We start from the raw sequence: 26,601 nt of genomic DNA, 5'->3' as shown, positions 1-26,601 counted from the left end.
CATGGAAGATACTAAACAAAAGGGCTTAATTGCCTATTTTGCGAATAATCCCGTCGCTGCCAACCTTTTGATGGTGTTCATCATTATCATGGGTGTGGTGAGTTTTCTCTTTATTCAAAGGCAGATGTTTCCGAATATTGAGGTGAACTACATTGATGTTCGTGCGACTTATCCTGGCGCTTCTCCTCAAGAGATAGAAGAGAGTATTCTCGTTAAGGTCGAGGAATCGATTAAAGACGTCACCGGGATTAAAAAAGCAGTCTCAACGGCCTCTAGAGGTAGCGCGTATGTTTCCATCGAGGTAGACGTTAATGCCGATATCAAGCGTGTCTTGGATGATGTAAACCAACGTATTGATACCTTGTCTAACTTACCAGCGGGTATGGAACCAATCAATGTCTACCAAGTTGAATGGCGCCAAGATGTAATCGAAATGGGGTTAGTTGGGGACCGACCGCTCGAGGAGCTTAAACTGCTTGCTAAGCAAATCGAAGATGAATTACTTCAGTTAGAAAACGTCATGCTGGTGTATCTGAGTGCGCCAGAAGAAGAAATAGCGATTGAAGTTGACCCACTTGTTCTTCGTAAATACGACCTGACGTTGAGCGATATCAGCAGCGCGATCAGCCGTTACTCAGCCAACTTTTCTGCGGGCGAAGTAAAAACAAACTCAGGGATGATTGCAGTAAGGATTGAAAACCAATACTACCGTGGTGATGAGTTTAGAAATATTCCTGTAAAGCTTGGCGCAAATGGTGCAAAGGTTCTGTTGCAAGATATTGCCACAATAAAAGATGGCTTTACGGAAGAAGAGCGCTACTTTGAATACTCAGGTCAGAATGCGATCTACATGTCTGTTGAAGCAACTCGTGACCAGAACATTATCCCTGTTGCACAGTCCGTTCGTAATTATATTGAAGCAAAAAACAAGACATTGCCGCAGGATGTTAAGCTCAAAGTCTTAGTTGATACGACTTACTATTTAAATGGGCGTCTCGACATGATGTTGAAAAACTTGCTGCAAGGCGCTGCATTAGTCGCGATTATGCTGACCATTTTCCTACGTTTCCGCTTGGCTATGTGGGTAATGATTGGGCTACCTGTCTGTTTTCTCGGTGCCGTAATGATGATGCCTGCATTAGGGATCACGGTAAACATCGTGTCTCTTTTTGCCTTCATTATGGTGCTCGGTATTGTAGTTGATGACGCCATCGTGATGGGAGAAAGTGCGTACAGTGAAATCGAAGAAAAGGGCGGTGGCGTCGAAAACGTGGTTCGTGGTGTAAAACGTGTTGCCACACCAGCCACTTTCGGTGTGTTAACCACAATTGCTGTGTTTGCCCCTTTCTTGTTGTCTAGCGGTATTGATAGTGCCTTCTTTTATGGTATCGCGGGGGTCGTGATTCTTTGTTTGATCTTCAGTTTGATTGAATCGAAGCTGATCCTACCAGCGCACTTGGCGCATACCCATTTTAAGCCAGTTAAACCAGGTGGCTGGCGTGACCGATTTAACCAACGTTTTTTTGGTTTTGTAAATGGTCCATATCGTAACTTTGTAACAACATGCACCCATTGGCGCTGGACAGTGTTTGCGGTGTTCTGTGGTTTACTGCTGATCAGCGCGGCTTTGATCAACGCGAATTATGTTCGGGTGATCCCTAACCCTAAAGTGCCGACTGACTATCCTGCGATCACTATTGAAATGAATGATACCGTTTCAAGTGAGCAGACAATCAGTGCACTCAAGACTATTGAACGTGTCATGCAAAAGATCGAATCTGAGACCATTGCGGAACATGGTCAAGGAATGATTCGTGATGTGCTGTCGTACAACAGAAGCCGCACCGAAGGTCGAGTATTAGTACCTCTTGTTGATGAAGAGTTACGCCCGTTCAATACATTTGAACTGGCTCGACGTTGGCGTGAAGCTATGCCTGTTATTCCAGGTATGAAGAGCATCAAAATCCGCGAGCAGAGTGCGGGTGGTGGTGACAGAGATGAGTTTGGTTACTTGTTGTTTGGTTCTAACATCAATGAGCTCAACGAGGCTGGGCGTTACTTGATAGAGCGTTTACAGCAGGAAGAAGGGTTATATGATATTTCATCTTCTATTGATTCTGGAAGCAAAGAAGTACTCCTGTCTCTTGCGCCTGTAGCGTACGATCTCGGTCTGGATCTCACCATGATCGCAGAGCAAGTTGGTGGCAGCTTTTATGGTGGCGAAGCACAGCGCATTATTCGTGATGGTGAAGAAATTAAAGTTATGGTGCGTTACCCGCAATTGACGCGTGAAGCATTCTCATCATTGCGTTACGCTGTGATTACCACACCAGCAGGTAAGAAGGTCATGCTAGGTGATGTGGTGAAGATCAATGAGCAGCCGGGCGTGAGTAGCATTCGACGTGAAGGCGGGTATCAAACCGTTTATGTTTATGGTTCCATAGACGAAGAATTGGTTGAGCCTCAAGAAATCGTTAAGGTCATTGACGACAATATCTTGCCGGATATGAAGCAAGCGTTCTCGAGTGTGAAAACAGAATTGGGTGGTGATATTGAAGAGCAGGCTGCGCAGCGTAATGAACAGATTTTGTTCTTTATTGCAGGCATGATCATCGTCTACATCTTGTTAGCTGTACCGTTAAAAAGTTATACCCAACCTTTGATTGTAATGTCCGTCATTCCGTTTAGTCTGACGGGGGCGATTTGGGGCCATTTCTGGCTAGGTTTAGACATCAGTATGATGTCGACATTTGGTTTGATCGCCGCTGCTGGCGTGGTTATTAACGACTCTCTGGTTATGACAGATTACGTAAACCAAGTGAGAGAAAAGGGTATGAACATCAAACAAGCGGTTGTTGAGGCGGGTTGTGCTCGTTTTCGAGCTATCACGCTCACCTCAATAACGACGTTTGCGGGTGTATTGCCGATAATGTTTGAAACGAGTTTGCAGGCGCGTTTTGTCATACCGATGGCTGTCGCTTTGGGCTTTGCGGTGTTGTACGCAACGGTTCTGACTTTAGTGTTGGTGCCTTGTTTGTATTTAATGCTTGAAGATATTAAAAATATTTTCAGATCGATTAAGAGGTTTATCCATCGTTTGATTAATCGTTTCAGAAAGTCGCCAGTGACGTCGAGCGTTGAAGCAAGCGTATCGAGTTAACAAGCTTGATGTTAACGATTAGGAGCAGCCTTCGGGCTGCTTTTTTGTTTCCGCATTTTGATTCAAAGTGATTTTTTAGTGGGCAGTTACGTAATTATCTGATGAGAAAACTGCCTGACAAAGCATTTCTAATATGTATGTTTCTAATGTTTTAAATTCGCATGGTTAATTTGACACTTGGTTAGCGAAATTTACCAGACGAAGATAACGTTGAATATGAGGTTTTATTTAAGTTGTTGAAAAATAACAAAATAAAAGTTGGCATCGTATGTGCAATATATGAATTGTAATTAAAATTAACTGCTAATCCTCAAGGAGCTTATTATGAAAAGCGTATTTCTATCTACTCTAAGTCTTATTGCTGTAATGTCATCACCAATCGCTGCTGCTAACACTTTAGACAAAGAGGAGTGGAGCTCAGATTTACGTCAGGACTTTTCTGAAATGAAACATGAAGCTATAGCAGATATTCAGCAAATGAACATGGATGCCATTCACGCACGTGATGAGCGTATCGTGAAAAACATTAAAGATGAGCAAGAACAGTTAGTAAAGGTAACGTGCCACAAAGAGAAAGCAAGCAAGTCATAAACGCCGATAAAAGAGACTAACAGACGAAAATGAATCCAATACGAGTTCGGTGTTAGTTAGCAGTAAGCACTGACCTTGTTGCTCTACTTGCCAGCCTTTTAAGGCTGGCTTTTTTGTTTCTCATTTCATGGGTGGAGATCAGATCCTCAAGCCTATTATCAATAGTTGGCGTGTTTGATGAGCTATTGCTGGATGGAGCGGATGTAACTTTTAAAAGTGTAGATTTCAGTAAAGTGGAGGTGATGTTAGATATTTAAAATTTAGAAAAGATCCGATCTCCTTTTTGACCTTCATAATACCTTAGTATGTGGCTTACCTTTACTTGAATTAGAACTCATATTGCAGGCTCTCGTTTAAAGGTATTGATGCATATTTGAAGAATAAGAGATAGACATATGAGTTTTATTAAAATGTGTAAAGATGGTTTTAGAGGAAAACCAGATTTTGCACACTTGTTACATAATGTATTCCAGATAGATGACTTAGTACTATCATTTGAATGCCCGAACAATATATATGAAGGTCATGTATACCAAGATTTTATTGAATTACAACGGTTCAATATTGATTCAAAAGTAGAGCGACATGAAAAGTGTATAAAATTGGCCACGATTTATTTCTCTTTTCAAAATAAAATAATAAATCCACTATTACCAATCAATAAACAAGGTGGCTTATATATTCGGTTAAGGATTAAATCTTCAGATAAATATATTACTAGTGTTAATCAACTATCTTCATTTATAGAGAAAGAGTACGTGGATTTTTATCATGCTGTAGAGTCACCTGACGGCTCTCGAAAAGGTGATCATACAGAGTTGATGAATGATGCCATTGCGTATGCAAATCATCGTTGGGGAATGGACCCGATAAACGAAGAAAAAAAGAGAGCGAAAGAAGAGTTCCTTGTAGGAGAGTTTCTTCGTGGTTATCCTCCAATCAAATGCCAAGATATCAAGATTGGTGAAAATACATTTTCAAAATATGTAGAAGGAAATTTGGAGTATAAAAAAGACTATCGAAGAGTGTACAATTTGCCTATCAAAAATGAGTTTTACTTTAGTATTGAATTTTTATATGAAATCGAGCCTATATTTGCTCAAAAAAAGTTTTTAGATTGGGTAAGACACGCGGATGAAATCTTTGAAAAAAACGTTTTAGAGTTGCTAGCACTGTCTCCGCTTATTGATTCGCATACTACCTCCAAATCCGAAAGGTTGGCAAAAAAAGTTGATCCAGAGCGTTCATACTTAACTTAAAGAAAAAAGCCCGCGAAGAATGCTTTCACGGGCGAAAAAAGGGCACCAAATTGGGTGTCTATTCATTTTGGAGGTGGTCGAACGTCCATATAAAACTGACAATAGGCTTGGTGAGAGGCTTACCACCAGCGCGACCAACGAGGCTAAAGTTAACATTGTTGTAATGATTGTTAAAATGTTAATTCTTCAATCAATGTTTTCATTATCGTGAGTTTAAATTGTGAATGTGTTGCCTACGTGTATTTTTACTCTGTGAAATGCCGTTTTTGACAATAAGACATATTATAAATCTTGTGTTGGTTATTTGATTTGGTTATATAAAACTCAACATACTTAATCCTTAACTGTTCATATTCACACTTAATGAGATACAATAACCCTCTGTTTGTTAAGTGATTGTGTGTTTTTTTAACGTATTGGTATCGAACAAAAAGCGACCTAAGCCGCTCTTGTTCATTTTGATAAATGTACTTATCAGTCGTTTTAGATTTCTTCGTGTTTATGGACTAGGCCGAAGTCAGCTAAAATGGCATACGCGGCAGGGATCATAAACAACACCAGCAGAGTGGATGCGAAAATACCAAACACGATGGAGATAACCAGTGGTTGGATAACCTGTGCTTGCAAACTGGTTTCAGTCAGCAACGGAAGCAAACCTGCTGCAGTGGTCATTGATGTTAGGAATACTGCTCTAAAGCGTTCCCGACTGGCTTTGACTACCGAGTCATGCACATTATCCCCTTCATCCACATGATGGCGTATGTACTGAACTAACAGAATCGAGTCATTCACCACAATCCCTGCTAATGAGACGAAGCCCATCATACTTGGCATACTTAATGAGTGACCGAGTAGGATGTGTCCCCATACCACGCCAATAAAAGCGAGGGGAATCGCAAGCATGACGACGAATGGTTCCAAATAACTGCGGAATTGGTAACTCAGAATCGCAAACACGCCAAACAAACCAAGCAAGAAGCCTTTACCCATTGATGCGCCAGTTTCAGCGGTATCTTTGGCTTCACCTTCAAAATCAAAGCGAAGACCTGGATACTTTTGCATAAGCTTTGGCGCCTCATCCTGTTGGAACTGACGAATAATGGCGGTTGAGTTGGCTTTCGTATTGTTGATATCGCCGAACACGCTCACAGTCCTCAAGCCATCAATGCGCTGGATTCTTACGTAATTACGTTGGAAATCCAAAGTCGCAATGGTTGCGAGGGGGATTTGACTGCCATCGGACAAGATAATCGGAAAGTTTGCCAATTGCTGTAAGTCACCGGCTTGTGCTTTATCGAGGCGAACTTCGATTGAAATGTTTTCTACCCCAACTTGGATCTCGTCTGCGGTTTGGCCAAAGAAAGCTGCACGCAATTGATTGGCGATGAGTTGGCCGTTAATCCCGTAAGCTTCTGCGCCCGGACGCAGTTTTACCAAGACTTCTTCTTTACCCATACGCATGTCATCCAACACGCCATGGACACCGTCAAACTCATTCAAGTATTGCTGAATGTCGATAGAGGCCGCTTTGAGCGCATCCAGATCATCATGTTTCGCTCGAATTTCAATCGCTCGTCCACCTGGCCCCATGGTCGGTTGTTTAAATACCAGTGAGATTGGATCGGCAAGTTCACCGATGTCTTCGCGCCATGCATCGATAAATTCATCGATGAGTGTGTTACGACTCTCTGCACCCAGCAAATCCAGACGTACCGTGGCAATGTGAGGGCCAGATTCATTCGCGTCGGCGTTAGCGTTGAATTGACTGGTGATGTGCAGAACCAATGGATTGCCGTCTTCCACTTTCTCTGTCCATTCTTTATCTAGCTTTTGAGCGGAAGCGAAGATCTTATCGACGACAGCTTCCGTTTGAGACAGAGAAGAACCCGGAGGAAGAATAATACGCGCTTCTGCAATGTCGCCATCCAGTTCAGGGAAGGGTTGGAACTTGAGTAAACCACCTACTAACGTGGCTGCGGAGATAAGAAGCAAGGCGACCACGCCACCCATAAAGGCATAGCGATACTCGACCACTTTATCCACTGCATTGACCAAGGTGGTGTTGCGGAAGTTTTCAAAAGAAGCGAGCAGCTTTTGTTTGAACTTCGGTGTCTTTCGCTCTTGCTTTTGTTTATGCAGTGAATGAGAAAGGTGGTTAGGTAGGATCAAGAAGGCTTCCACTAAACTTAAGCTCAATACGAGGATCAGAACTTGAGGAACTGCTTTAAGTACCGCACCCATTTCACCTTGCAGGAATAACAAGCTACCAAAAATACACACCGTAGTTAGGAAGGAAGAAATTACCCCCGGCAGTACCTTTTTCACCCCTTTAGTTACGGCATCATCGATCTCTTCTCCTCGGTCGAGGTGAGCGGCAATCGATTCGGCAATAACGATGGCGTCATCCATCATGATACCGATGGCCATGAGTAACCCGACCAAAGACATGATGTTGATGGACAGGCCAAGTTGCGCCATCAAAAATAACCCACCCAAGAAGGCAACGGGCAAACCAGCCGCGACCCAAAAAGAGTAGCGAAAACTAAAGAACAACCACATGGTGGCGAAGACCAGAATGATACCTTGCCAACCGTTTTTGACCATCATGGTCAGGCGATCCCAAAGTACGGATGAAAGGTCATTGGTCATTTGTAGCATCACACCGTCTGGCGCGATAGCTTGTTGTTCTTCTACAAATTGAGCAACCCGTTCCTTGATACGCAGTGCGTCATCTTCTTTGTTTTTGCTGACTTTTAGTAGGGCAGAAGGGTGACCATCGAAGAGGACTTTCTGTTCGTCCAATTCAAACCGGTCGGTAATCGTCGCAATGTCTCTTAGACGGATGATTGATCCATTTGGACCAGAGCCCACGACGATAGTCTCAAGTTCTTCTGGCGTAACGCGACGTTCGTCGAAGCGGATCAGAAAGTTCTTATCTGGTGTTTCGACATTACCACTTGGCAACTTGACGTTTTGACGACCAATCTGCTCCGCAATATCACCAACACTCAAACCAAGTTGTCGGATAGCTTGAGTGTCTAACTCTACTCGGTATTGGTGGTCAGAGAAGCCAGCAACTTCAACCAAAGAGACATCGTAATCGATTTTTAACGTGCGTTTAAGCTGTTCGGCATACGCTTTTAGCTCTGGCCATGTGGTATCTGCGGTGATGGCGACATCCACAACTGGCTCATTCCAATCTAGCTCTTGGACCACAGGAGACTCAATTTCTTGTGGGAAGTCATTAATCGAGTTGATCTGAGTTTGAACGTCGACCAGCATGCGCCCGATGTCGGCTTCTTCATTCAGTTTTAAGATAAGACGCGCAGAGCCTTCAATCGCTTCACATTGCGTTTCTTCAATGTTAGCAAGACCATCAACAGCATCTTCCATGCGGACACAGATACTCTCTTCGACTTCTTGCGGGGAAGCGCCAGGGTAAACCACACCAGCTAGGATGTAGGGCGGATCAAACTCAGGAAAGGTTTCCCGCTTAATCGTGGAAAGTGAAGAAATCCCCAATATCAGCAGCGTTAGCATCAGCAAGTTGGCTGCTGTTGGGTGCTTGGCGAAGAATCGGATCATGAATCAGACTCCTCAATAGCCGTTTCTGACTGTTCAGGTGACTCTTTCAATAGCATGCCGTTAATCGCAGGCAGCAAATCGTTGATGATCAGTTTCTGACCTTGCTCCAATTCGCCATCGATCACCACTTGGTTATTTCGGCGATATAACACTTCAACCGTCACGACTTGCAGACGATTGTCATCGCCCATCAGGTAAATCTTATCGCCATGAAGCGCACGCTCTGGGATGACCCAACTCGGGTTCTCTTGTCCCTCAATCAAGGCACGCACAAACATGCCGTTCACCAATGGAGGCGCAGACGTTGGGTTTAATGCACGGTAGTCTTGTTCAATTTCCAGAATCACACCGGCAGTCGCTTGGCTTGGATCAACCGTTTCACTGATGCGTGCAACTTTCGCAGGCCAGCTTGCAGAGAGGTTACCGCTGCTGAGTTCAATGTTGGCATGAATCGCATTCATATCAGGTTGTGGAATACCAGATTCATCGCGGACAAACTCACCGATGCTCGCCGCCAAAGTTTGCATGTCATGAATGGACAGTTGAGCTTCCACTTCCATGACATCAATACCATGTCCTGTCACCATGGTTTGTTGGAGGTTAACCACTTGCTTTTTCTCAATTTCTACGTCAGCAATACGCAAATCGTAAGGAAGCGTGATGATGGTTTTATCAAGCGAGCGTTCGGCCTCATCCACTTTTGATGCATTAACTTTAACTAGGGCTTCCGCGACTCGTTTCTCATCCGGCATCAAACCAATTTGATTTTCAATATCCAGTACTAACTTACGTTGAGAGAGCGCGCTTTGCTCTTGCTGATCTACATCCGATTGCGAGGTTAAGCCTTTCTTAAGTAGGTTTTGTTTACGGTCTAACTCTTTGTTAGCGATAACCAGACGGTTGGCTTCTATCTTGAGTGTGCTTTTGAGATTCGCTTCTTCTTGGTTCAGCTTAGCCAGAGAGGTTTGAGCAGATTTGAGATCGGCTTGAGCTTGAACCAGTTTCAACTCGTAATCGAGTGGGTCGATTCGCAAGATTTCCGTTCCTGCTTGCAGCACTTGTCCTTTTTCCAGTTGCGGATGACGGTAGACCACTTTACCCGTCACTTCGGCTATCGCTTTCCATTCCACTTTTGGGGCGATCTTGCCAAACCCTACGGCTACTGGAGCAATGGCTTTGAGCTCAAGAGGAATTGTCTCGACCAACCGTGCACGATCTCCTGCGGGTTTTACGGGCAAATCTGGTTTGAGGCTAATCGCCAAAAACAGAATGACGCCCCCAACCGCAAGAGCAGGAAAGAACAGCAGCTTTTTATTTATTTTCATATTGGTCGCCCGAGTCTAAAAATCCATGTTTCATCAGTTGTATGTTGTGTTCGAATAATCGGTTCAAGAAGGCTTCAGAAAGTTCAATACCATGAATGGCGAGCAGTGCTGGTGGTGCCATAAAAGGAAATACCATCAAGCTGATGTAAGAGACGCGACAAAGTTGAGGGTCGGCGTCTTTTCGTAAAACGCCACTGTCGATCAACTTATCAAAGATCACGCCTTGCATTGGCTTGCTGATATCTGCGAAGACTTTTTCGAGCAGTTTGCGTTGGGTTTCCGATGGGGGCATATTCATAACTTGGGCAACTAAGCGTGGGAACTGTGGTACCTTGATCATTTCGCGGTAGTAGGTGCGCATTAGATCGAGAAAGTTTTGCTCGTTACTGTTGGATACCAACGTCTGCATCTGCTTTTGCATCGGTGACAGTGTTTCGCGCAACATGGTCTCGAACAAGCCTTCTTTGTTGCCAAAGTAGTAACGAATCATCGCCACGTTCACGCCTGCTTTCTGCGCGACTAGGCGAGTAGAGACCTTGTCATAAGCCATAATGGTGAAGAGTTCGCGCGCGTGGAAAATCAGTTTTTCCCGTGCGTCGATATTATCTGTGGGTCTTCCCGCCCTTCGATGCGCTTCCGTCACAATCTTCTCTCAAAATATTAAACATTTGATTAATTATAAGACGCTGATTTCTCATGCGACATGTGAAAAATTAATCAGTATTTAATCAAGTGATTAATTTGTGATGAAGAGAAGTAAAAAAGAGCAGAAAGAACTGCTCTTTGAACAAATAGAAAAGTATTTACTTAGGAAGAACGGCCTTTTGAGGCTAGATCACCCCCAACTTAACACACTCCAATTCGGTCTGTTGGCGTGTTCTTTTAGTTGTGGGCATGGATTTACCAGATAAGCGTAGTTCGCGTATTCACAAAGCGGTAAATCGTTGATTGAATCGGTATAGAAATGGATTTCGGAATAAGGCTCAGGCTGATTTTCTAGCCACTGTTTTAATCGCGTGACTTTGCCTTCACGATAACTCGGGATACCGTCGATTTCAGCAGTATAACGGTTGTTTTTCTCGATTAAATCAATTCCGAGTGCGGTTGGAATATTAAGACGGCGACCAACGGCTTCCACCAAAAAAGTGACGCTGGCAGAGATGATAACCATATCTAAACCATCACGAGACAGTTGCTCAATCAGGGTTTTGGCTTGAGGGAACTGTTTAGGCAAAATATGGCTTTCAACACATTCTTCAACCAAGGCGTTTACTTCTTCAATCGGCATGTTTTCTAGTGGCTTCATGGAGAACGCTAGGTAATCTTCCATGTCCATTTTGCCTTCAGAGTACAAGGCCATTAGACGCTGATCTTCCTTAATAAATAAAGGGTCAGTCGCGATGCCTCTCTCAACCATAAACTCGTTCCAAATCATTGCGCAGTCAGCGTTTATTAGGGTTTCATCCATATCAAAAACATACAAAGGTTTGGACATGTTTAGGCTCTCACTGGTTGAATTTCGTTTAGGTTAAAGAGTAGCTCTAGTTGGCTGCCATTCGCTAGTAAGCGTTCTGAAGAGCGGTTAAGCAAGTCAACAGTGAGCTCACACTCTTCAACGTTCACTTGATAGCGAATAACATTACCTAGAAGCTGGTGGTTGGTGATCGTACCTACTTGTGGCGCTGAGATGTGGCTATCATATTGACGACCTTGCTCTTTTACATATATAGACTCTGGGCGAATCGCTACTTTCCATTCGGTATCAATGTTGAAGAGTTGCTTGGCTTTATTGGCCTCTACAAGGTTGTAGTGCCCCATGAAACCGGCCACAAACTCGTTAGCAGGATGAGTATAAATTTCTTCAGGTGTTCCTGCTTGAACAATTTCTCCTTTACTCATTAGGAAGATACGATCAGACATAATCATCGCCTCTTCTTGGTCATGAGTTACGAAGATAGTGGTGAGATTCATCTCTTTCTGAATATCTCGGATTTGCTGACGAAGGTGTTTGCGGATTTTGGCATCAAGCGCAGAAAGTGGTTCATCAAGCAATAATATGCGAGGTTTCACCACCAACGCTCGAGCGAGTGCGACACGCTGGCGCTGACCACCAGAAAGTTGATGCGGATAGTGTTTTTCTTTACCTGCCAGATCCACCAGTTTGATGACTTTAGCCACTTCACGTCGAATATCATCATTCGCAAGCTTTTTCATTTTTAAGCCAAATGCAATGTTGCCTTCGACGGTCATATTGGGAAACAGCGCATACGATTGAAAGACCATCCCAATACCACGCTCTTGCGGGACTTGATGCGTGATATCTTCTCCGTTTACCCAAATCTCGCCTCCATCGACAGGGTTAAGCCCAGCAAGGCTGCGAAGTAGTGTCGATTTACCACAACCGCTAGGGCCCAAAAGCGTAATGAATTCACCTTGCTCGATGTTAAAGTGAATGTCCTCAAATACGGTGTTATCACCAAAACGTTTAGTCAGATTTTTCGCTGTTACGTAGCTCATTGTTTGACTCCTCGGCTGAAACGACTTGCCAACCAAGTCAGTAAAAAAATAAATAGGAAGTAGGTCATCACTAAGGCAGACGTAAAGTGGCCGCTCGTCTGACGCATGTTATACAAGTAGATTTGCAGGGTTTCATAACGTGTGCCGACTAAAATATTGGCGAACACAAACTCTCCCAATAGAAATGAAAATGAAAGGAAAAGCGATGCCATCAGTCCTTTTTTGAGGTTAGGTAAAATGACCATCAAAAACGCTTTGGTTGTGCTTGCTCCTAGCAAGTGTGCAGCGTCCATTAAATCGTTAAGGTTAATTGCTTCGAAGCTATTAGAAATCGCACGATACATGAACGGTAACGCGATGGTGAAGTAAGTACCTACTAGAATCCAAGGAGTACCGATAAGGGAGATTTCACTGTCAGCATAAAGTTGAAGCAAGCCGACGGAGGACACCACTGGTGGTACAGCGAATGGTAGCAAAATCAATACGTTCATGAGCTTATCGAGCCTTGGAAAGTAGTAAAACACCACGAATATCGCTGGCAGAACTAGAATCACACTGAGGGTTAGCGAAGCAATACAAATAAACAGCGAACGCCCAAATGCTTGCAAAAAGCGTGGGTCGGTCAGCAATTTAACGTACCAATCAAAAGTGAAACCATCTGGAAGCACCGTGGCGCCCCAGCGTGATGAAAGCGAATAGACAAAGGTCGCTAAAATCGGGATGAGCATGATCCCAACAATGGAATAAACCACCGTTTTATGGAATCGAGTATTAACGTTGTTCATGACTACTTCCTACCTGCATAGCTTTTCGAAATGAGCCATTGGTTAATCAATGTGATAAAGGCAAGTAACACCATTAGAATCACCGAAATTGCAGCGGCGAGATTAGGTTCAAGGAACAGGTCTCCCGATACCAGACTCGCAATTCGAATTGTGATGACGTTATAGTTACCGGAGGTCAACGCATAAACACTCGCATATGCGCCGATTGCGTTGGCTATTAAGATAATAAAGGTACCGAATAAGGCTGGTGAGAGCACTGGCAGCGCGATTTTCGCCCAATACTGTGATGTTTTGGCTCCCAGTAGCGCAGCAGCTGCTTGCCAATCATCACTCAACGCATCGAACGCAGGGTAGAGCAACAACACCGCCAGCGGGATTTGGAAGTAGATGTAAATGGCCAGCAGACCCCATTTACCATAAAGGTCGAAATCACCGAGTAAGCCATACTGCTTGAGCAAAAGGGTAATCGCCCCATTGGTGCCCAAAATAATGATAAAAGCGAATGACAGAGGTACGCCTGCAAAGTTGCTGCTCATGTTCGTAAACGCAATCACACCGTCGCGGACTTTAGAATCGACTCTGCGTAGAGAAGAGACCAACAGAGTCGCAATGGCTAAGCCAAAAATGCTCGACCATACAGCTAACCACAAACTGTTGCCAAACGCCTGCATCATAAAGGCGGAGTCGAGCACTTCAATGTAGTTATCGAAGGCAAACTCGCCATCGTAGATAAAGCTGTTTAACAGCACCCAAATCATCGGTGCGAGTTGAAATAGGTAGAAAAACAGCGCGAAAGGCACCAACCAAATGGCTGGCTTAAAGCGCTTTAACCAAGTACTTGCCAAATTTGAGCGTGATTCGCTGGAGCTTGGGGAGAGGACTGAACTGCTCATAGTGCTAACAATTCCTGAGTGTATGGCTTCGTGTGGTCAAGGTTTAGCAATTGACAAACGGTGCCACAAATATCAGTTTGCTTAATATGACAATCTTGATGAGTAAACTTATCACCAATGACAAACAGGGGAACTTCTCGCTCTTCAGGTAAAATCCCACCGTGAGAAAGATCGTTGTTCATGCCATGATCGCTGGTCACAATGATTTGATACCCATCAGCAAGCCATTGATCGATGTAGTTGGAAAGAATAATGTCTGCACCTCGCGCACAATTGCGGTATTGGCGAGAGTCTAGGCCAAACTTATGTCCTGTATCGTCGATATTCATCGGATGGATCAGTAAGAAATCAGGTTGATAGTTGCGGCGTAAATACTCTGCGTCCAGGAACAAGGCTTCATCAGGATAATGATCCCAATGGTAAAAGCAGCCGTGCTGGATATTCAGGGTTTCATCATGCGTGAAACGATCGCGAACAGGTTCAAATGGCGCGCGATTATAAAGCTCACTTACCCAGTGGTAGGCAGCCGCAGCGGTCACTTTTCCTTGGGCTTTTGCCAAACTGAAAATGGAATCGTGTTTGGATAGACGAACGATATTGTTGTTTACGATGCCGCTTTCTAAAGGGCGAACGCCCGTTAAAATGCACTCACAAAGTGGGCGAGACATAGAGGGCAGCTCACACTGCACAGGATAAAGCGTTGCGCGAGTTTCTTGTTGGGAACGACTTTGTTCTAGAAGACCATTGAGGTAGCCCATGCAATCACGGGCTACCTGATAGTTCAGTCCATCTAGAACAACAAGGATGACCTTATTGCTCATAACGACTTACTCTTATTGCTGGTGGATTAAGACACTTTCTTGCCATTGACGTGGCAGCTTACGTGCGGACTTTTCCCAAGCTGAGAAGTCAGTCACTGGGTGAACATTGCTGTATTGGTCATTAGCAATTAGCTTGTCTTGCACTGCTTGAGGCAGTGTGATGTTGGTGCGGATTGGACGCGCATAACCTTCTGCTAAGTTGATTTGCCCTTGATCGCTGAAGATGTATTCACGAGCAAGCTTTGCTGCATTAGGGTTCTTCGCGTATTTATTGATTATGGTTGTATAACCAGAAATCACAGAGCCATCTTGAGGAATGCTCACTGTAAAGCGGTCGCGGTCAATTTTGTCGCGGTAGTTCAATGCATTGAAGTCCCACATGATCGCCACTTCCACTTCGCCTTTTTCTAGGTTGGCGATGTTCGGATCGGTAAATGAAAGACGACCTTGCTTCGCGAGTTCAGAAAAGAATTTGAGCGCAGGCTTGAGGTTGGATTCGTCCCCACCGTTGGCGAACGCTGCGGCGAGAACCGCGTTGTTTGCCTGTGCTGCTACGCCTACGTCACCTACGGTCACTTTGTAGTCGCCTTTTAATAGGTCATCCCACGTTTTTGGCGCGTCTTTTACGAGGTTATTGTTGGAGATAAAAGAAATAGTGCCAGTGTAAGCAAGTGCCCAATGACCATCTTCGTCTTTTGCCCAATCTGGGATGTCATTCCAAGTTGTTGGTTTATATGGCTGAGTGACGCCTTTTTTTACCGCTACACGTGCGAAGGCAAAGCCTACGTCACCAATGTCTGCGGTCGCGTTTTTCTTCTCAGCTTCGAATTTTGCGATTTCTTGAGCCGAGCTCATATCCGTGTCTTGGTGCTTAAGGTTGTAATTTGACTTTAAATCAGCCCAAGTGTCTTTCCAGTTTGCCCAACTGTCAGGCATACCCACACTGTAAACCGCCCCTTCTTTTTGTGCTGCTGCTACCAAAGATTCAATATCGGCTTCTTTCGCTACTGTTGGCGTAGCGAGCGTTACCGCAATGATTGCCGCTGGTGCGGTAATTGAACGACTTAGCAAAGTTTTCATTGTCTCCATCCTTCTGGACTAGGTCAGTAAGTTCGCTTTGTATGCTATGGATGGAATGTGACGATTTAGCGCAAGTAATTTGACAGTTTTGCTGATTTTATATGGCACTTATATTTCATACGTTCAGTATGTGTTCTGTTGATTAATGTCATATTTTTGTTACGTAAACGCCTTATGTTATTCGTCAAATTATCCTTGGACTAGATCAGAATGAGAGCGACAGGCACCGGACAATTTGGTACCCAATTAGGAAAAATTAGAAGCAGCTTAAAACAGCAGATTCTTTCCGGCATCATGTCGGAAGGACAAAAACTGCCGTCAGAGAGAGAGCTCAGTGAGCTGTTTTCTACAACTCGAATCACTATCAAAGATGCGTTGGTGTCTTTAGAAACTGAAGGTCTTATTTATCGAGAAGAGCGCCGGGGTTGGTATGTATCTCCTGAGCGTATCTGTTACAACCCGTTGTCTCGTTCTCACTTCCATCAGATGATTCGAGAGCAGCATCGTATTGCAGAAACTAAGTTACTCAACGTGCGAAGTGAAATGGCCGCAGGTGAGTATGCCAAATCGTTAGAGGTGGAGCGAATTACCCCAATTTATGTAATTGAACGGTTACGTTTTATTGATGGGCGAGCGGTATTGTTTGTTGAGAACGTGCTCAAAGCGGCACTGTTTGAGGGTATATTGTCTGAGAACCTCACCATGTCCCTGACGGGCATTTATCGTGAGAAGTATGGTTACGAGACAAAGCGCTCTCGTTTTGATGTGATTCCCACGTCAGCTCCTGCTCATGTCGCTAAGGCGTTGAACCTAGCTGAAGGACAACCCGTTCTGAAAATTCGGCGGGTAAACTACAAACAAGATGGGCATTTAATGGACTGCGAATTCGAGTATTGGCGTCCAGACGCAGTGATGATTCGCATTGATAGCGTAGGATAAAGCGCAGAATTAAAAAGAGCCCAATGAAGGGCTCTTTTTCGCATATTGGTTAGAGAGGCGGTTTAAACGAGGCCTTGCTCTTTCGCCATTCTGCTTGCAATGCCGGGTGCTTTCCAAATGCTTGGCAGCAAAATGAAAGACACAGGCACGGCGGTAATCACAATGAAAGACTGCAATGCAGAAATACCACCAGAGCCCATTGAGATAAGCGCAATAGCGACAATACCCATAATCAGACCCCAGAACGAGCGAATCACTGCGTTTGGTTCTGTTGAGCCCGTCATCACTACACTGATTGTGTAAGTCATCGAGTCACCCGTCGTCACGATAAATGTTGTCGTTAAGATCAGGAACAGAACCGAAATGATCATTGGGTAAGGTAATTCACCAGTAATCGCTAGCAGTGCTGCAGGCAAGTTAAAGCCTTCAAACGCAGATGAAATCAAACCAGGGTTATCAAGTTCAAACGCAAGGCCACTGCCACCAACGATACTAAACCAGAAGCAAGTAATCAGCGGTGCCGCGATGCTAATAGACATGATTAATTGGCGAATTGTACGACCACGAGAGATACGAGCAATAAAGATCGCCATCATTGGGCCATAACCGATAAACCAACCCCAGAAGAATACTGTCCACCAACTTAGCCAGCCTGTATCACCACGGTAAAGTGCCATAGGGAAGAAGTTATCCACCATACGACCAACGCCTTGCACGTAACCATCAACGATAAAGCTTGTCGGCCCGAAGAACAGGATGTAACCAATTAATAGTACAGACAAAATGATGTTGTAACGACTGACGATTTGAATACCCTTGCTCAAACCGCTCAGTGCGGAAAGGGTATACATCAGGATCGCCGCCATGATAACCATGCTTTGCGTTACGAACGTATCTGGCAGGCCAAACAATGAGTTTAGCGCGTAGCTAATTTGTAAACCTAAGAAGCCGATAGGACCGATGGTTCCTGCTGCTACTGCAATGATGCTACATGCGTCAGCAACATCACCAATCCAGCCTTTAATGGCTTTATCACCAAAAACAGGGTAAAGCAGAGTACGCGGCTTAAGAGGCAGGCCTTTATCGTAATGCAAGTGCATTAAGACAATGGAAGATAGACCACCAAGGATCGCCCAAGCTAAGAAGCCCCAGTGCATAAAAGACTGAGATAGGGCATTGATTGCGGCAGTTTTCGGTGAGGCTTCCCCGTATAGAGGCGGAGCAGTCACAAAGTGCGCGATAGGCTCAGCAGCGGCCCAGAACACACCACCACCTGCAAGTAGAGTACAGAGTACGATTGACAACCACTTAAAGTTATCAATATCAGGTTTCGCTAGACCACCTAGGCGCACATAACCAGTGCGACCAAACGCAAGAGCCAAACCAATTAGGAAATTCAGAAGAAGCAGTACTTGCCAGTAAGCTCCGAAATATTTAGTAGCAAAGCCGAAGCCGGTGTTAACCATTGCGGTTAGAGAGTCGGTATTCGTTAGAGCAAGTAAAACGAATAGAGTGAGGAAGCTACCACTTAACCAAAAGACAGGATTGGTGAGTTCGAGGCGCTTGAGTAAAGATGGGGGATGAATAGCAGAATAGTCAGCATCCTGAATAGGCGCTGTGTGGGAGGCGGCATTCGTCATATTTGACATAATTACTTCGCTTTTTAGGGCTATGAAGCCGTGCATTTCCCCTCACATCGTTTCAACGAAAAGTGTGAGGATGTTCAAAAAGCCGATGATGTTAACATGTCGAAGTTGCAAATATAACCTTAGATTTCGATTAATTTTTAACAGGTTAGCCAAGTTGCTGATTTTTGGGTAGAGATCAAAAGAAAGAGTTTTTACGTGAAATGCACCGCATTTCGTATGTAATTAACATTTCCCTTGTTTTTGCATGGAATTATCAGGATTACATTGAGAAAACATGTTTTTCCCAAGCTAAGGTTTAACTCAATGGCTCACTTCGAACTTAACGGGCAGTGGATGCTTACCTCGCCACAGCGTCCCGATCTTGAAATTCCAATGTTTATTCCGGGCGATAATGTGTCGGCGCTTTTACAAGCAGAGCAGATTCCAGATCCTTATTTTGCCGATAATGAAAACAAAGTTCGATGGATTGAAGAGTGTGAGTGGCATATCTCACGTGAGTTTGAAGTCGACGCGTTTACGTTGTCTGCCAAGCAAATTTGGATGACGCTAACTCGTGTCGATACATTGGCAACCTTCTATGTTAATGGTGAGCTAACACTAACTTGCAGCAACATGTTTACCCAGCAACGTGTGGATATTAAACCGCATTTAAAGCAAGGTACTAACACGATTCGGGTTGAGTTTGCTCGGGCGGATTTAGAAGGTATCGCAAGAGCAAAAAAACTGCCATTTCCTATTCCGTCGGCAATGGGCAACAACCAAATTCCACACATGAACTTGATCCGCAAAACACAATGCCATTCCGGATGGGACTGGGGCATTTGCTTGATGGTATCGGGTATTTACGACCCCATTCAAATCGACATTGTGAATGAGCTTTGGCTCAAAGGCTTCTCGACAGAGCAGCAATGGCAAGCCGATGGGAGTGTGTTTCTTGATGTAGTAGTTGAAGTGGAAACGGACAGTCAACGCCATGAAATGATGGTTGAATTTAATGGTGAGCGTCAATGTATTCAAACAAAAGGAAGTGGTCACTATCATTGCCAGTTCCACATTTTGGAGCCTCAACGCTGGTGGCCATCGGGTTATGGCGAAGCGTATCTCTATCCCATTACCATTTCTTGCAGAGAGCAAAAGTTAACGCACAACATTGGTTTGCGTCAGCTAACTCTAAATAATCAAGCTGATGAGCACGGCTCTGCAATGGAATTTATCGTCAATGGCGTACCGATTAATGCTAAAGGTGCCAACTGGATCCCTATTGACGCAATGCCGGGGCGAGAGTGCGAAACACGTTATCGCAACCTTTTGCAAAGTGCGGTTGACGCCAACATGAACATGATTCGCGTATGGGGCGGTGGTCAGTACGAGAGTGAAATCTTTTATAACCTTTGTGATGAACTTGGCTTGTTGGTGTGGCAAGACATGATGTTCGCCTGCTCGTTGTACCCATCAAACGACGAGTTTTTAAAAGAGGTAGAAGAAGAACTTAGATTCCAAATCCCTAGGCTCAAGGAGCACCCATCAATCGCACTTTGGTGTGGTGACAATGAAGTGATTGGAGCTATTGGTTGGTATGACGAATCTAAGCGCAGTAAAGTCAAATACACGGTTAACTACGATCGCCTCAACCGCATGATTGAGAAGGAGATTACCGAGCAAGATAGCACTCGCCGTTTCTGGCCAAGTTCCCCATGTAATGGTGAACTGGATTTCGGTGATGCGTGGCATGATGATAGTAAAGGCGATATGCACTTTTGGGACGTTTGGCATTCAGGAAAATCATTCAGTGCCTACCTTGACGTGAATCCTCGTTTTTGCTCTGAGTTTGGTTTTCAATCTTGGCCATCTTTTGCTGAAGTTAAGCGGTTTGTCCCTGAGCAAGACTGGAATATTACATCCCCAACTTTCGAACAACATCAGAAGAACCCTCGAGGTAATAGTATTATCACAGAGATGTTCACGCGCTATTTTCGTTTTCCCTCTGGATTCGAGAGCATGCTGTATTTAAGTCAAGTTCAGCAGGCAATCGCGATCAAAACTGCATGCGATCATTGGCGTGCCATTTCTCCAGTTTGTCGCGGCATGCTGTACTGGCAACTCAACGACAATTGGCCTGTCAGTTCTTGGTCTAGTTTGGAATACAGTGGTCGATGGAAGCAGTTGCACTACCATGCGAAGCGATTTTTTGCGCCGCAGTATTTGGTATTTTCCGAGCATACAGGCAAGTTGAGCCTACATTTGCTCAATGATGCCAAAGAGTCCGCAAGCGTCAACGCACTGCTTAAGTGGGTAGATTGGCAAGGGGAAGAAAAGCAATGTTGGAGCTTAGAACAAACAGTCATAGCAGACAGCAATACGATTTTGTGGCAGTTGGATGAATTGATCGAGAAGGATGAACTTACGTCAGGCTTCTTCTATGTTGAAGCGCAAATCGGTGAAGACAGAATAAGCAACACATGGTTTAGTACTCACGAGCTAAAAACCTTGCCGATAGCGAAAGCCAATATAGATGTCTCTATTGAAGGGAGGCGAATTACATTGATTGCGGATAAGCCTGCGTTTTTTGTTCATTTGGAGAGTGATGCTGATGGAAGGTTCAGTGACTCTAGCTTTACTCTGTTGGTCAAGGTTCCAATGACGGTTGAGTATTTAGGTGATGATGTTTCAGGTATGCAGCAGTCGTTGAGGGTATGCCACCTTAATGATTAAAGCGGGCATAGAACATCTACATGCTGGTAACTAAAAAGGGAGCGTTTGCTCCCTTTTTAGTTACCAAGTATCCGTTATTAAGCTCAGGTTGAGACAGAAGTTTATTTAAGTTTCTGATGGACCCGATAGCTAACGACAAAGCCAATGTAGAATAGTGCAGCAAGAGTAATCACTGCCGTCGCGTACGCCAGCAGGCTGTTTAACCCTAAACCAAAAGCCAAAGTGAAGGCGATACCATGAATGGCTTCCGCAGGGATTCGGTACCAAGCAGCGTAGACGGAAGATCCGAAGAGGATAAAGGTACTAAGTAAGACAATCGTGCCGCCTATAAAGCCGACCCATCTGCTGTTGTTCATGTTGCAGTCTCAGGGGTTACCGAGGTAACGTAACAAAATATTTCAGGATCGTATTATACAACCGATCATCGCGAAAAGCGCTAGAGAAATTTCGCGGATAAAACAGAGTGTTTTAATTCGAACAAAAGAATACGACCATAGCCAACTTAATACAGGAATAACAAAACATGTTGAGATTTATACAACGTCGTCGCATTAAGAAAGTGATTAAACTAATGAGTACCAGATTGGTGGTGGGATACGGCAGTCGTGAGTATTTTTCGGTTGGTCAGGTAAAGACGAGCACCAGTGAGTTAAGCGCGTGCCAACAAAAAATTGCGTTGGCATTATATGCGGATCCGCAAGATCTTGATTTGGAAAATCAACCAGAGTTGCAAGCAATACGCTCAGACGTGGCGCATGATTTCTTTTCTGGTGCCGATTATACCGCTCAAGATGTGCTTCATTTACTCGGCTCTGGTGGCTGGAAAGGTGGCCGAATGGAAGATGGAATGTCTCATCATTTTGGTATGCACAGTCGCTATTAAAAACATGCGTTAATTTTATAAATTCGATAAATATTTTTGCTGTTAAAGATTAATTAAATTTTCTTTCAATTGGGTAACAATTACCTAATTATGCACCCGAATCCCAGCGCGTCGCTGGACTGGTTGGATTGCATACCATGAAATTAATCATCAAAGGATTGGGGCTGAGTGCTCTTGTGCTCAGCATGTTTGCTCATGCAGATAGCAAAACGTTGAACGTTTATGCATGGGGTGGCTATTTGCCGGAAGCATCGTTAAAAGTGTTTGAAAAACAAGAAGGCGTTACGATTAATTATTCGACCTTTGAGAATAATGAATCAATGTACACCAAGCTAAAATTGCTAAAAGGTTCTGGTTACGATGTGGTTTTTGCTTCTGCGTACTTCATTGAAAAAATGGGTCGAGAAGGGCTGCTTTCGAAAATAGATCACGCTCAAGTGCCAAACATGCAAGACACAATGGACGGCTTACTTGGCCAAGCGCACGATCCTAAAAATGATTACTCGCTGCCTTATATTTGGGGCATTACCGGGATCAGCTACAACGAATCCATGGTTGAGCAACCAGTGACCAAATGGGCAGACTTATGGGAGTCTCAGTACGAACAACAAGTCATGCTCATTGATGACGTTCGCGATGTGTTCGGTATGGCGCTGAAGAAAAATGGCCATAGCGTGAACACAAAAGACGAAGCAGAAATCAAACAGGCTTTCGATTCTTTAGTGGCACTGAAAAATAACGTATTGCTGTACAACTCAGATGCACCTCAAGTCCCTTACGTGTCCGGTGAAACATCGGTCGGCATGCAATGGAACGGCAACGCATTCCAAGGGCAGGTTGAAATGCCTGAGCTGAAGTTCGTGATGCCGGAAGAGGGCGCGGTATTGTGGATGGACAACTTCACTATTCCGTCTGGCAGTAAAAACAAAGCATTGGCGCATAAATTTATTAACTTTATGTACCAATCAGAGAACCAAGCGGAAATCGTGACCAGTTTGGGTTATGCGTCGGCAACGAACGCTGGGCGTGACAAATTGCCAGAAGAGTTGAAAAACAACCGTACTATTTTCCCTTCATCAGAAGACATGAAAAAAGGCGAGTTTATTAATGATGTTGGCGCAGAAACGTTAGCGATTTACGAAAAGTACTGGCAACGTTTAAGAACGCAATAAGCGACGTCTTTGCCTATTGTTAGGCTTAAAATCGTTCAAGTTTGGATTCCCCTCATCACGAAAGTGGTGAGGGGAATTTTTATAGGCTTTGTACTGCGAGTGTTGCTACGCGGCACGCTTTACGAGGCAGAAGTGCTTTTTACCGCGTTGCAATAACCAGTATTGATCGAACAGTGGGAAGCTCAAACTCGGGTTATCAGCCGACATTTTTTCTCCGTTTACACTGATGGCGTTGTTGCTGATGTGTTCGCGTGCAACACGCTTTGAGCTTGCTAAGCCCGACTCAATCAACAGCTCAACCAAATCTTGTTGTGCGCTCTCAATGCTTGGTAAACCATCCAACTCCAATTGTTTTAATTCACCCAAACTCAGTTGTTGCACATTACCGCTGAATAAAGCTTGAGTGATGCGCTCGGCACTAGCTAGGCCTTCTTCGCCATGAACAAATCGCGTCATTTCCTCAGCGAGAATACGTTGTGCTTGCGGTTTACCTTGGCTTGCTTGGTCTTGCGCTTCAATGCTGGCAATTTCTTCGCAGCTCAAGAATGTGTAGTAACGCAAGAAGTGGTAAACATCGGCGTCTTCTGCGCCAAGCCAGAACTGGTAGAACGCGTAAGGAGAGGTCTTGCTAGGATCTAGCCATACTGCACCACCTTCAGTTTTGCCAAATTTGGTGCCATCGGATTTGGTGATCAGCGGCAGAGTTAAGCCAAATACTTGCTCACCATTTTGACGACGAGTTAAATCGATCCCGCTAACGATGTTCCCCCATTGGTCATTGCCACCGATTTGCAAACGGCAACCGTATTGACGGTTTAGCTCGGCAAAATCGTACGATTGCAGCAGAGCGTAGCTAAATTCGGTGAAGGAGATACCTTGGTCAGGGCGTTGCAGGCGTTGTTTTACCGATTCTCGGTTGATCATCGTATTGATCGAGAAGTGCTTACCCACATCGCGGAAGAACTCGATCACATTGATCGCTTTCATCCAGTCAGCGTTGTTTACCATGATCATCGGCTTGGCCAGTTGGTGATTCATCAACTGCTGAATTTGATTAGAAAGATCGTTAACCCAGCCTGAGACGATTTCCTCTGAGTTCAGACTGCGCTCAGTCGCTTTAAAGCTTGGGTCACCAATCATGCCCGTTGCACCGCCAATCAAGGCAACAGCTTGGTGTCCGGCATCTTGAAAGCGCTTAAGCATAATCAAAGGCACGAGGTGGCCGATATGTAAGCTGCCAGCTGTAGGATCGAAGCCGCAGTAAACGGTTTGTGGCTGTGAGAGAAGTGTCTGAATTTCTTCCAAATCGCTGGCTTGTGCAATCAAGCCGCGATCTTGTAAATCTTGCAGTAATGGTGTCGTCATTCTTTTTGTCTGTTTTAGTGGTTGTTACATTCAGACTAAAACGCGACACCTTTTCTCGATATATCCCTTAAGGGACAGTTTTTTATCTTGAATGGAGAATGAGGTGATTGAGGAAAAGCTGGAATAACTCACTCAATGAAGACACATTTAATTGCGAGTAAATTCGCTTTCGATGATTTTTGACCGTGCCTTGAACTAAGTGTAACCGCGCGGCAATTTCTTTGGTGTCAAACCCTTGAGCGAGAAGCGAAGCCACCTCTTGTTCGCGACGGGTGAGTGATTCTACGCCAAACGTTGCTAAAGCTTGCTCAATGGCTAATCGCATACTGCCAGAATAAGCACTCTGTGCAAAAACAGGCTCAGAAAAGGTAAATTCCGTTTGTTTCCAATGCTGCTGACAAAGCGACTGAATTATCGGGAAATAGGGCTTTAGCTTATTTATTTGTTGCTGAGAAAAGTATTTTCCATCAGTCATATATCCGAAGTACAGCATGACCCAACGGCCAGATTCAACTTCGACTAGCATGCTAAGCTCGTCTTTCCACCCTGTTTGATGATAGAACTGCTCGCAGTATGAGGTGAAGTCAACGCCTTTACGCGCCACGTCTTTGAGCGTAAATACGCCTTGTTGCTTTGTCTCGTTTAGTTTGAGAAAAAAAGGGTCATTTTGAAATGAGTCAGTAAGGTAGCGTTGAAAAAGTAACTCTCGCTCGTTCTCAATTGAGTCGTAGAGATAAATAGGGTGTTTACCTTCTCGGTAACCTAAAATAACTGCGCAATCAAAATGAAAAAGAGTGCGAATGACACGCATAAGTTTAGGAGTAAAGTTAGGCGTGTTAAGAGCAGAAATTGCTTCTGCTAGCAGATTATTAAAGTTATTGTCAGGCATGGGATACCGAATTGCAGGTGGTTTTGCGCAAGCATAACCAAAAGCAATCCAACGAGAAAGGGAAGTCGCCATCTTCTGGTGACTTCCATAGAGAAAGTTGCGTAAGTGCTCAGTTTTGAGGAATCATAGCCCCGTTAACTTATTGATAAGGGTGCATAACAACGGTTTTATTTAAGCAATTAGTTGCTATGCATTACTGCGAGTTAGTGAGCTCTTCATTAACCCAATATTTAGAACCAGACACGTTAGCATCGATGAGCAAACCTTTAGCGTTCAGCTGATAGACGGCGACGCCGCTGTTAAATTGTTTTGAAAGTTGCTCTGAATCTTCGCCCGCAACAGCAGAGGCTTCACTTGTGGCCTCCCATCCTTCGTTGACGAACGTATCAAAGTCTTCTTTGCTCTCAAACAGAACCACTTGTTGGTAAAATTTGCCGCCAGCCCCAAGTGCAACGCCCAAACCAAACATATTCATATAAGTGCGTTCTTCTGTTTCCTTATTCACTGCGACTCCTGACCCTGAGTTGGTGTGAAACAGCAAAGATAATTTACGAGAATCAAAGACCGCGTAGCCGTACGCGTTGTCGTAAATAGCTTTTGCCTCCGGCTTTTCATTAAATAACTTGAGCAAAGCGCTATCTGCCATTAAGTCCACGGCTTGGCGAGCTTCTTCTGGCGTATCGCCTTCCATCAGCTCATCAATTTTTTTGTCGGCAGCATCTATCCATTCTTTGCTTTTCTCGATGCTGACTTCTGTCCATTCGCCTGCGGTATTGATCGCTTCCTCGGACCAATTCGTGAAATCTTGCCACGCTTGTTTTGAAAACGCTTTGGTGTCGTCCCAAGCATCTTGGGCAGTATCAGAAACTGCGTCGCCAAGCTCAGACATTTTATTGGAAATTTCATCCCAATCGGCATAAGCAGGGGATGCCAGGAGCATCAATGTAGTAAGGAGTGCGATAGGCTTTTTCATCAA

General features: G+C 44.4%; 21 protein-coding genes. 7 read left to right on the top strand and 14 right to left on the bottom strand.

The annotated features are described in order from the left end of the window. The first annotated feature begins 1 nt into the window (after position 1). From R7F64_RS09390 to R7F64_RS09380, 3 genes are all read left to right on the top strand, one after another. Positions 2-3,160 carry an efflux RND transporter permease subunit gene (locus R7F64_RS09390; RefSeq protein ID WP_149192154.1) on the top strand — a complete coding sequence of 1,053 codons (3,159 nt, stop codon included), beginning with the start codon at positions 2-4 and terminating at the stop codon, positions 3,158-3,160. Positions 3,161-3,484: 324 nt separating this feature from the next. Then, on the top strand, positions 3,485-3,751 hold the full coding sequence (locus tag R7F64_RS09385; RefSeq protein WP_005373876.1) for a hypothetical protein: 267 nt from the start codon (positions 3,485-3,487) through the stop codon (positions 3,749-3,751). A 395-nt stretch (positions 3,752-4,146) separates the two neighbouring features. Further along, positions 4,147-5,010, top strand: coding sequence for a hypothetical protein (locus tag R7F64_RS09380; RefSeq protein WP_054577715.1), 864 nt, complete (start codon positions 4,147-4,149; stop codon positions 5,008-5,010). 483 nt (positions 5,011-5,493) lie between these two features. On the opposite strand, the gene R7F64_RS09375 is transcribed toward R7F64_RS09380, so the two are convergent. The 9 genes from R7F64_RS09375 to R7F64_RS09335 form a co-directional block, all read right to left on the bottom strand. Continuing rightward, on the bottom strand, positions 5,494-8,595 hold the full coding sequence (locus R7F64_RS09375; protein WP_318071630.1) for an efflux RND transporter permease subunit: 3,102 nt from the start codon (positions 8,593-8,595) through the stop codon (positions 5,494-5,496). Continuing rightward, on the bottom strand, positions 8,592-9,920 hold the full coding sequence (locus R7F64_RS09370) for an efflux RND transporter periplasmic adaptor subunit (RefSeq protein ID WP_262642759.1): 1,329 nt from the start codon (positions 9,918-9,920) through the stop codon (positions 8,592-8,594). The genes R7F64_RS09375 and R7F64_RS09370 overlap by 4 nt, the downstream gene beginning before the upstream one ends. After that, a complete protein-coding gene (locus tag R7F64_RS09365) occupies positions 9,907-10,563 on the bottom strand; it encodes a TetR/AcrR family transcriptional regulator (protein WP_005387092.1) in 657 nt (218 codons plus the stop codon). Before R7F64_RS09365 ends, R7F64_RS09370 begins: the two co-directional genes overlap by 14 nt. 192 nt (positions 10,564-10,755) lie before the next feature. Next, positions 10,756-11,415, bottom strand: a complete 660-nt coding sequence (locus tag R7F64_RS09360) for an HAD family hydrolase (protein WP_213895374.1) — start codon at positions 11,413-11,415, stop codon at positions 10,756-10,758. A 2-nt stretch (positions 11,416-11,417) separates the two neighbouring features. Beyond that, complete coding sequence (locus R7F64_RS09355) at positions 11,418-12,437, bottom strand: ABC transporter ATP-binding protein (RefSeq protein ID WP_005373862.1); 1,020 nt, start codon at positions 12,435-12,437, stop codon at positions 11,418-11,420. Next, positions 12,434-13,222: an ABC transporter permease gene (locus R7F64_RS09350; protein WP_005373859.1), complete on the bottom strand. Its 789-nt coding sequence runs from the start codon at positions 13,220-13,222 to the stop codon at positions 12,434-12,436. Before R7F64_RS09350 ends, R7F64_RS09355 begins: the two co-directional genes overlap by 4 nt. A 2-nt stretch (positions 13,223-13,224) precedes the next feature. Beyond that, on the bottom strand, positions 13,225-14,115 hold the full coding sequence (locus R7F64_RS09345) for an ABC transporter permease (RefSeq protein ID WP_130546422.1): 891 nt from the start codon (positions 14,113-14,115) through the stop codon (positions 13,225-13,227). After that, positions 14,112-14,936: an alkaline phosphatase family protein gene (locus R7F64_RS09340; RefSeq protein ID WP_318071629.1), complete on the bottom strand. Its 825-nt coding sequence runs from the start codon at positions 14,934-14,936 to the stop codon at positions 14,112-14,114. Before R7F64_RS09340 ends, R7F64_RS09345 begins: the two co-directional genes overlap by 4 nt. A 12-nt stretch (positions 14,937-14,948) precedes the next feature. After that, the gene (locus tag R7F64_RS09335; protein WP_005373851.1) at positions 14,949-16,016 is read right to left on the bottom strand and encodes an ABC transporter substrate-binding protein; all 1,068 of its coding nucleotides are present in this window, start codon (positions 16,014-16,016) and stop codon (positions 14,949-14,951) included. A gap of 210 nt (positions 16,017-16,226) precedes the next feature. On the opposite strand from R7F64_RS09335, the gene R7F64_RS09330 reads away from it, so the two are divergent. Next, the gene (locus R7F64_RS09330; RefSeq protein ID WP_005387087.1) at positions 16,227-16,955 is read left to right on the top strand and encodes a UTRA domain-containing protein; all 729 of its coding nucleotides are present in this window, start codon (positions 16,227-16,229) and stop codon (positions 16,953-16,955) included. 62 nt (positions 16,956-17,017) lie between these two features. Here R7F64_RS09330 and R7F64_RS09325 read toward each other — a convergent pair whose 3' ends face one another. Then, the gene (locus tag R7F64_RS09325; RefSeq protein WP_005373846.1) at positions 17,018-18,604 is read right to left on the bottom strand and encodes a BCCT family transporter; all 1,587 of its coding nucleotides are present in this window, start codon (positions 18,602-18,604) and stop codon (positions 17,018-17,020) included. 303 nt (positions 18,605-18,907) lie between these two features. Here R7F64_RS09325 and R7F64_RS09320 point away from each other — a divergent pair, with 303 nt between their 5' ends. Then, positions 18,908-21,316: a beta-mannosidase gene (locus R7F64_RS09320; RefSeq protein WP_318071628.1), complete on the top strand. Its 2,409-nt coding sequence runs from the start codon at positions 18,908-18,910 to the stop codon at positions 21,314-21,316. Between the two features lie 101 nt (positions 21,317-21,417). On the opposite strand, the gene R7F64_RS09315 is transcribed toward R7F64_RS09320, so the two are convergent. Continuing rightward, positions 21,418-21,672: a hypothetical protein gene (locus R7F64_RS09315; RefSeq protein ID WP_318071627.1), complete on the bottom strand. Its 255-nt coding sequence runs from the start codon at positions 21,670-21,672 to the stop codon at positions 21,418-21,420. Between the two features lie 167 nt (positions 21,673-21,839). Between R7F64_RS09315 and R7F64_RS09310 the strand changes: the two genes are divergently transcribed. Together R7F64_RS09310 and R7F64_RS09305 are read left to right on the top strand one after the other, a co-directional pair. Next, positions 21,840-22,199, top strand: coding sequence for a DUF6559 family protein (locus R7F64_RS09310; RefSeq protein ID WP_253657270.1), 360 nt, complete (start codon positions 21,840-21,842; stop codon positions 22,197-22,199). 137 nt (positions 22,200-22,336) lie between these two features. Then, positions 22,337-23,371 carry a spermidine/putrescine ABC transporter substrate-binding protein gene (locus R7F64_RS09305; protein WP_318071626.1) on the top strand — a complete coding sequence of 345 codons (1,035 nt, stop codon included), beginning with the start codon at positions 22,337-22,339 and terminating at the stop codon, positions 23,369-23,371. A gap of 105 nt (positions 23,372-23,476) precedes the next feature. Here the strand turns inward: R7F64_RS09305 and tyrS are convergent, their stop codons facing one another. The 3 genes from tyrS to R7F64_RS09290 form a co-directional block, all read right to left on the bottom strand. Further along, positions 23,477-24,736, bottom strand: a complete 1,260-nt coding sequence (gene tyrS, locus R7F64_RS09300; protein WP_318071625.1) for a tyrosine--tRNA ligase — start codon at positions 24,734-24,736, stop codon at positions 23,477-23,479. An 82-nt stretch (positions 24,737-24,818) separates the two neighbouring features. Further along, entirely contained in the window at positions 24,819-25,625 is an 807-nt protein-coding gene (locus tag R7F64_RS09295; protein ID WP_021707696.1) for a response regulator transcription factor, read from the bottom strand. Between the two features lie 193 nt (positions 25,626-25,818). Further along, positions 25,819-26,598, bottom strand: a complete 780-nt coding sequence (locus R7F64_RS09290; protein WP_318071624.1) for a hypothetical protein — start codon at positions 26,596-26,598, stop codon at positions 25,819-25,821. Positions 26,599-26,601 lie beyond the last annotated feature (3 nt).

Source organism: Vibrio sp. Vb1980 (genome assembly GCF_033338615.1).
Lineage (GTDB): Bacteria > Pseudomonadota > Gammaproteobacteria > Enterobacterales > Vibrionaceae > Vibrio > Vibrio alginolyticus.
This window is presented reverse-complemented; position numbering and strand designations above follow the sequence as displayed.

Coding starts and splice junctions, on each gene's coding strand:
- R7F64_RS09310 (WP_253657270.1), top strand. CDS start 21,840: ATGTTGAGATTTATACAACGTCGTCGCATTAAGAAAGTGATTAAACTA.
- R7F64_RS09360 (WP_213895374.1), bottom strand. CDS start 11,415: ATGTCCAAACCTTTGTATGTTTTTGATATGGATGAAACCCTAATAAAC.
- R7F64_RS09330 (WP_005387087.1), top strand. CDS start 16,227: ATGAGAGCGACAGGCACCGGACAATTTGGTACCCAATTAGGAAAAATT.
- R7F64_RS09380 (WP_054577715.1), top strand. CDS start 4,147: ATGAGTTTTATTAAAATGTGTAAAGATGGTTTTAGAGGAAAACCAGAT.
- R7F64_RS09315 (WP_318071627.1), bottom strand. CDS start 21,672: ATGAACAACAGCAGATGGGTCGGCTTTATAGGCGGCACGATTGTCTTA.
- R7F64_RS09370 (WP_262642759.1), bottom strand. CDS start 9,920: ATGAAAATAAATAAAAAGCTGCTGTTCTTTCCTGCTCTTGCGGTTGGG.
- R7F64_RS09295 (WP_021707696.1), bottom strand. CDS start 25,625: ATGCCTGACAATAACTTTAATAATCTGCTAGCAGAAGCAATTTCTGCT.
- R7F64_RS09355 (WP_005373862.1), bottom strand. CDS start 12,437: ATGAGCTACGTAACAGCGAAAAATCTGACTAAACGTTTTGGTGATAAC.
- R7F64_RS09350 (WP_005373859.1), bottom strand. CDS start 13,222: ATGAACAACGTTAATACTCGATTCCATAAAACGGTGGTTTATTCCATT.
- R7F64_RS09290 (WP_318071624.1), bottom strand. CDS start 26,598: ATGAAAAAGCCTATCGCACTCCTTACTACATTGATGCTCCTGGCATCC.
- R7F64_RS09340 (WP_318071629.1), bottom strand. CDS start 14,936: ATGAGCAATAAGGTCATCCTTGTTGTTCTAGATGGACTGAACTATCAG.
- tyrS (WP_318071625.1), bottom strand. CDS start 24,736: ATGACGACACCATTACTGCAAGATTTACAAGATCGCGGCTTGATTGCA.
- R7F64_RS09325 (WP_005373846.1), bottom strand. CDS start 18,604: ATGTCAAATATGACGAATGCCGCCTCCCACACAGCGCCTATTCAGGAT.
- R7F64_RS09345 (WP_130546422.1), bottom strand. CDS start 14,115: ATGAGCAGTTCAGTCCTCTCCCCAAGCTCCAGCGAATCACGCTCAAAT.
- R7F64_RS09335 (WP_005373851.1), bottom strand. CDS start 16,016: ATGAAAACTTTGCTAAGTCGTTCAATTACCGCACCAGCGGCAATCATT.
- R7F64_RS09390 (WP_149192154.1), top strand. CDS start 2: ATGGAAGATACTAAACAAAAGGGCTTAATTGCCTATTTTGCGAATAAT.
- R7F64_RS09375 (WP_318071630.1), bottom strand. CDS start 8,595: ATGATCCGATTCTTCGCCAAGCACCCAACAGCAGCCAACTTGCTGATG.
- R7F64_RS09385 (WP_005373876.1), top strand. CDS start 3,485: ATGAAAAGCGTATTTCTATCTACTCTAAGTCTTATTGCTGTAATGTCA.
- R7F64_RS09305 (WP_318071626.1), top strand. CDS start 22,337: ATGAAATTAATCATCAAAGGATTGGGGCTGAGTGCTCTTGTGCTCAGC.
- R7F64_RS09320 (WP_318071628.1), top strand. CDS start 18,908: ATGGCTCACTTCGAACTTAACGGGCAGTGGATGCTTACCTCGCCACAG.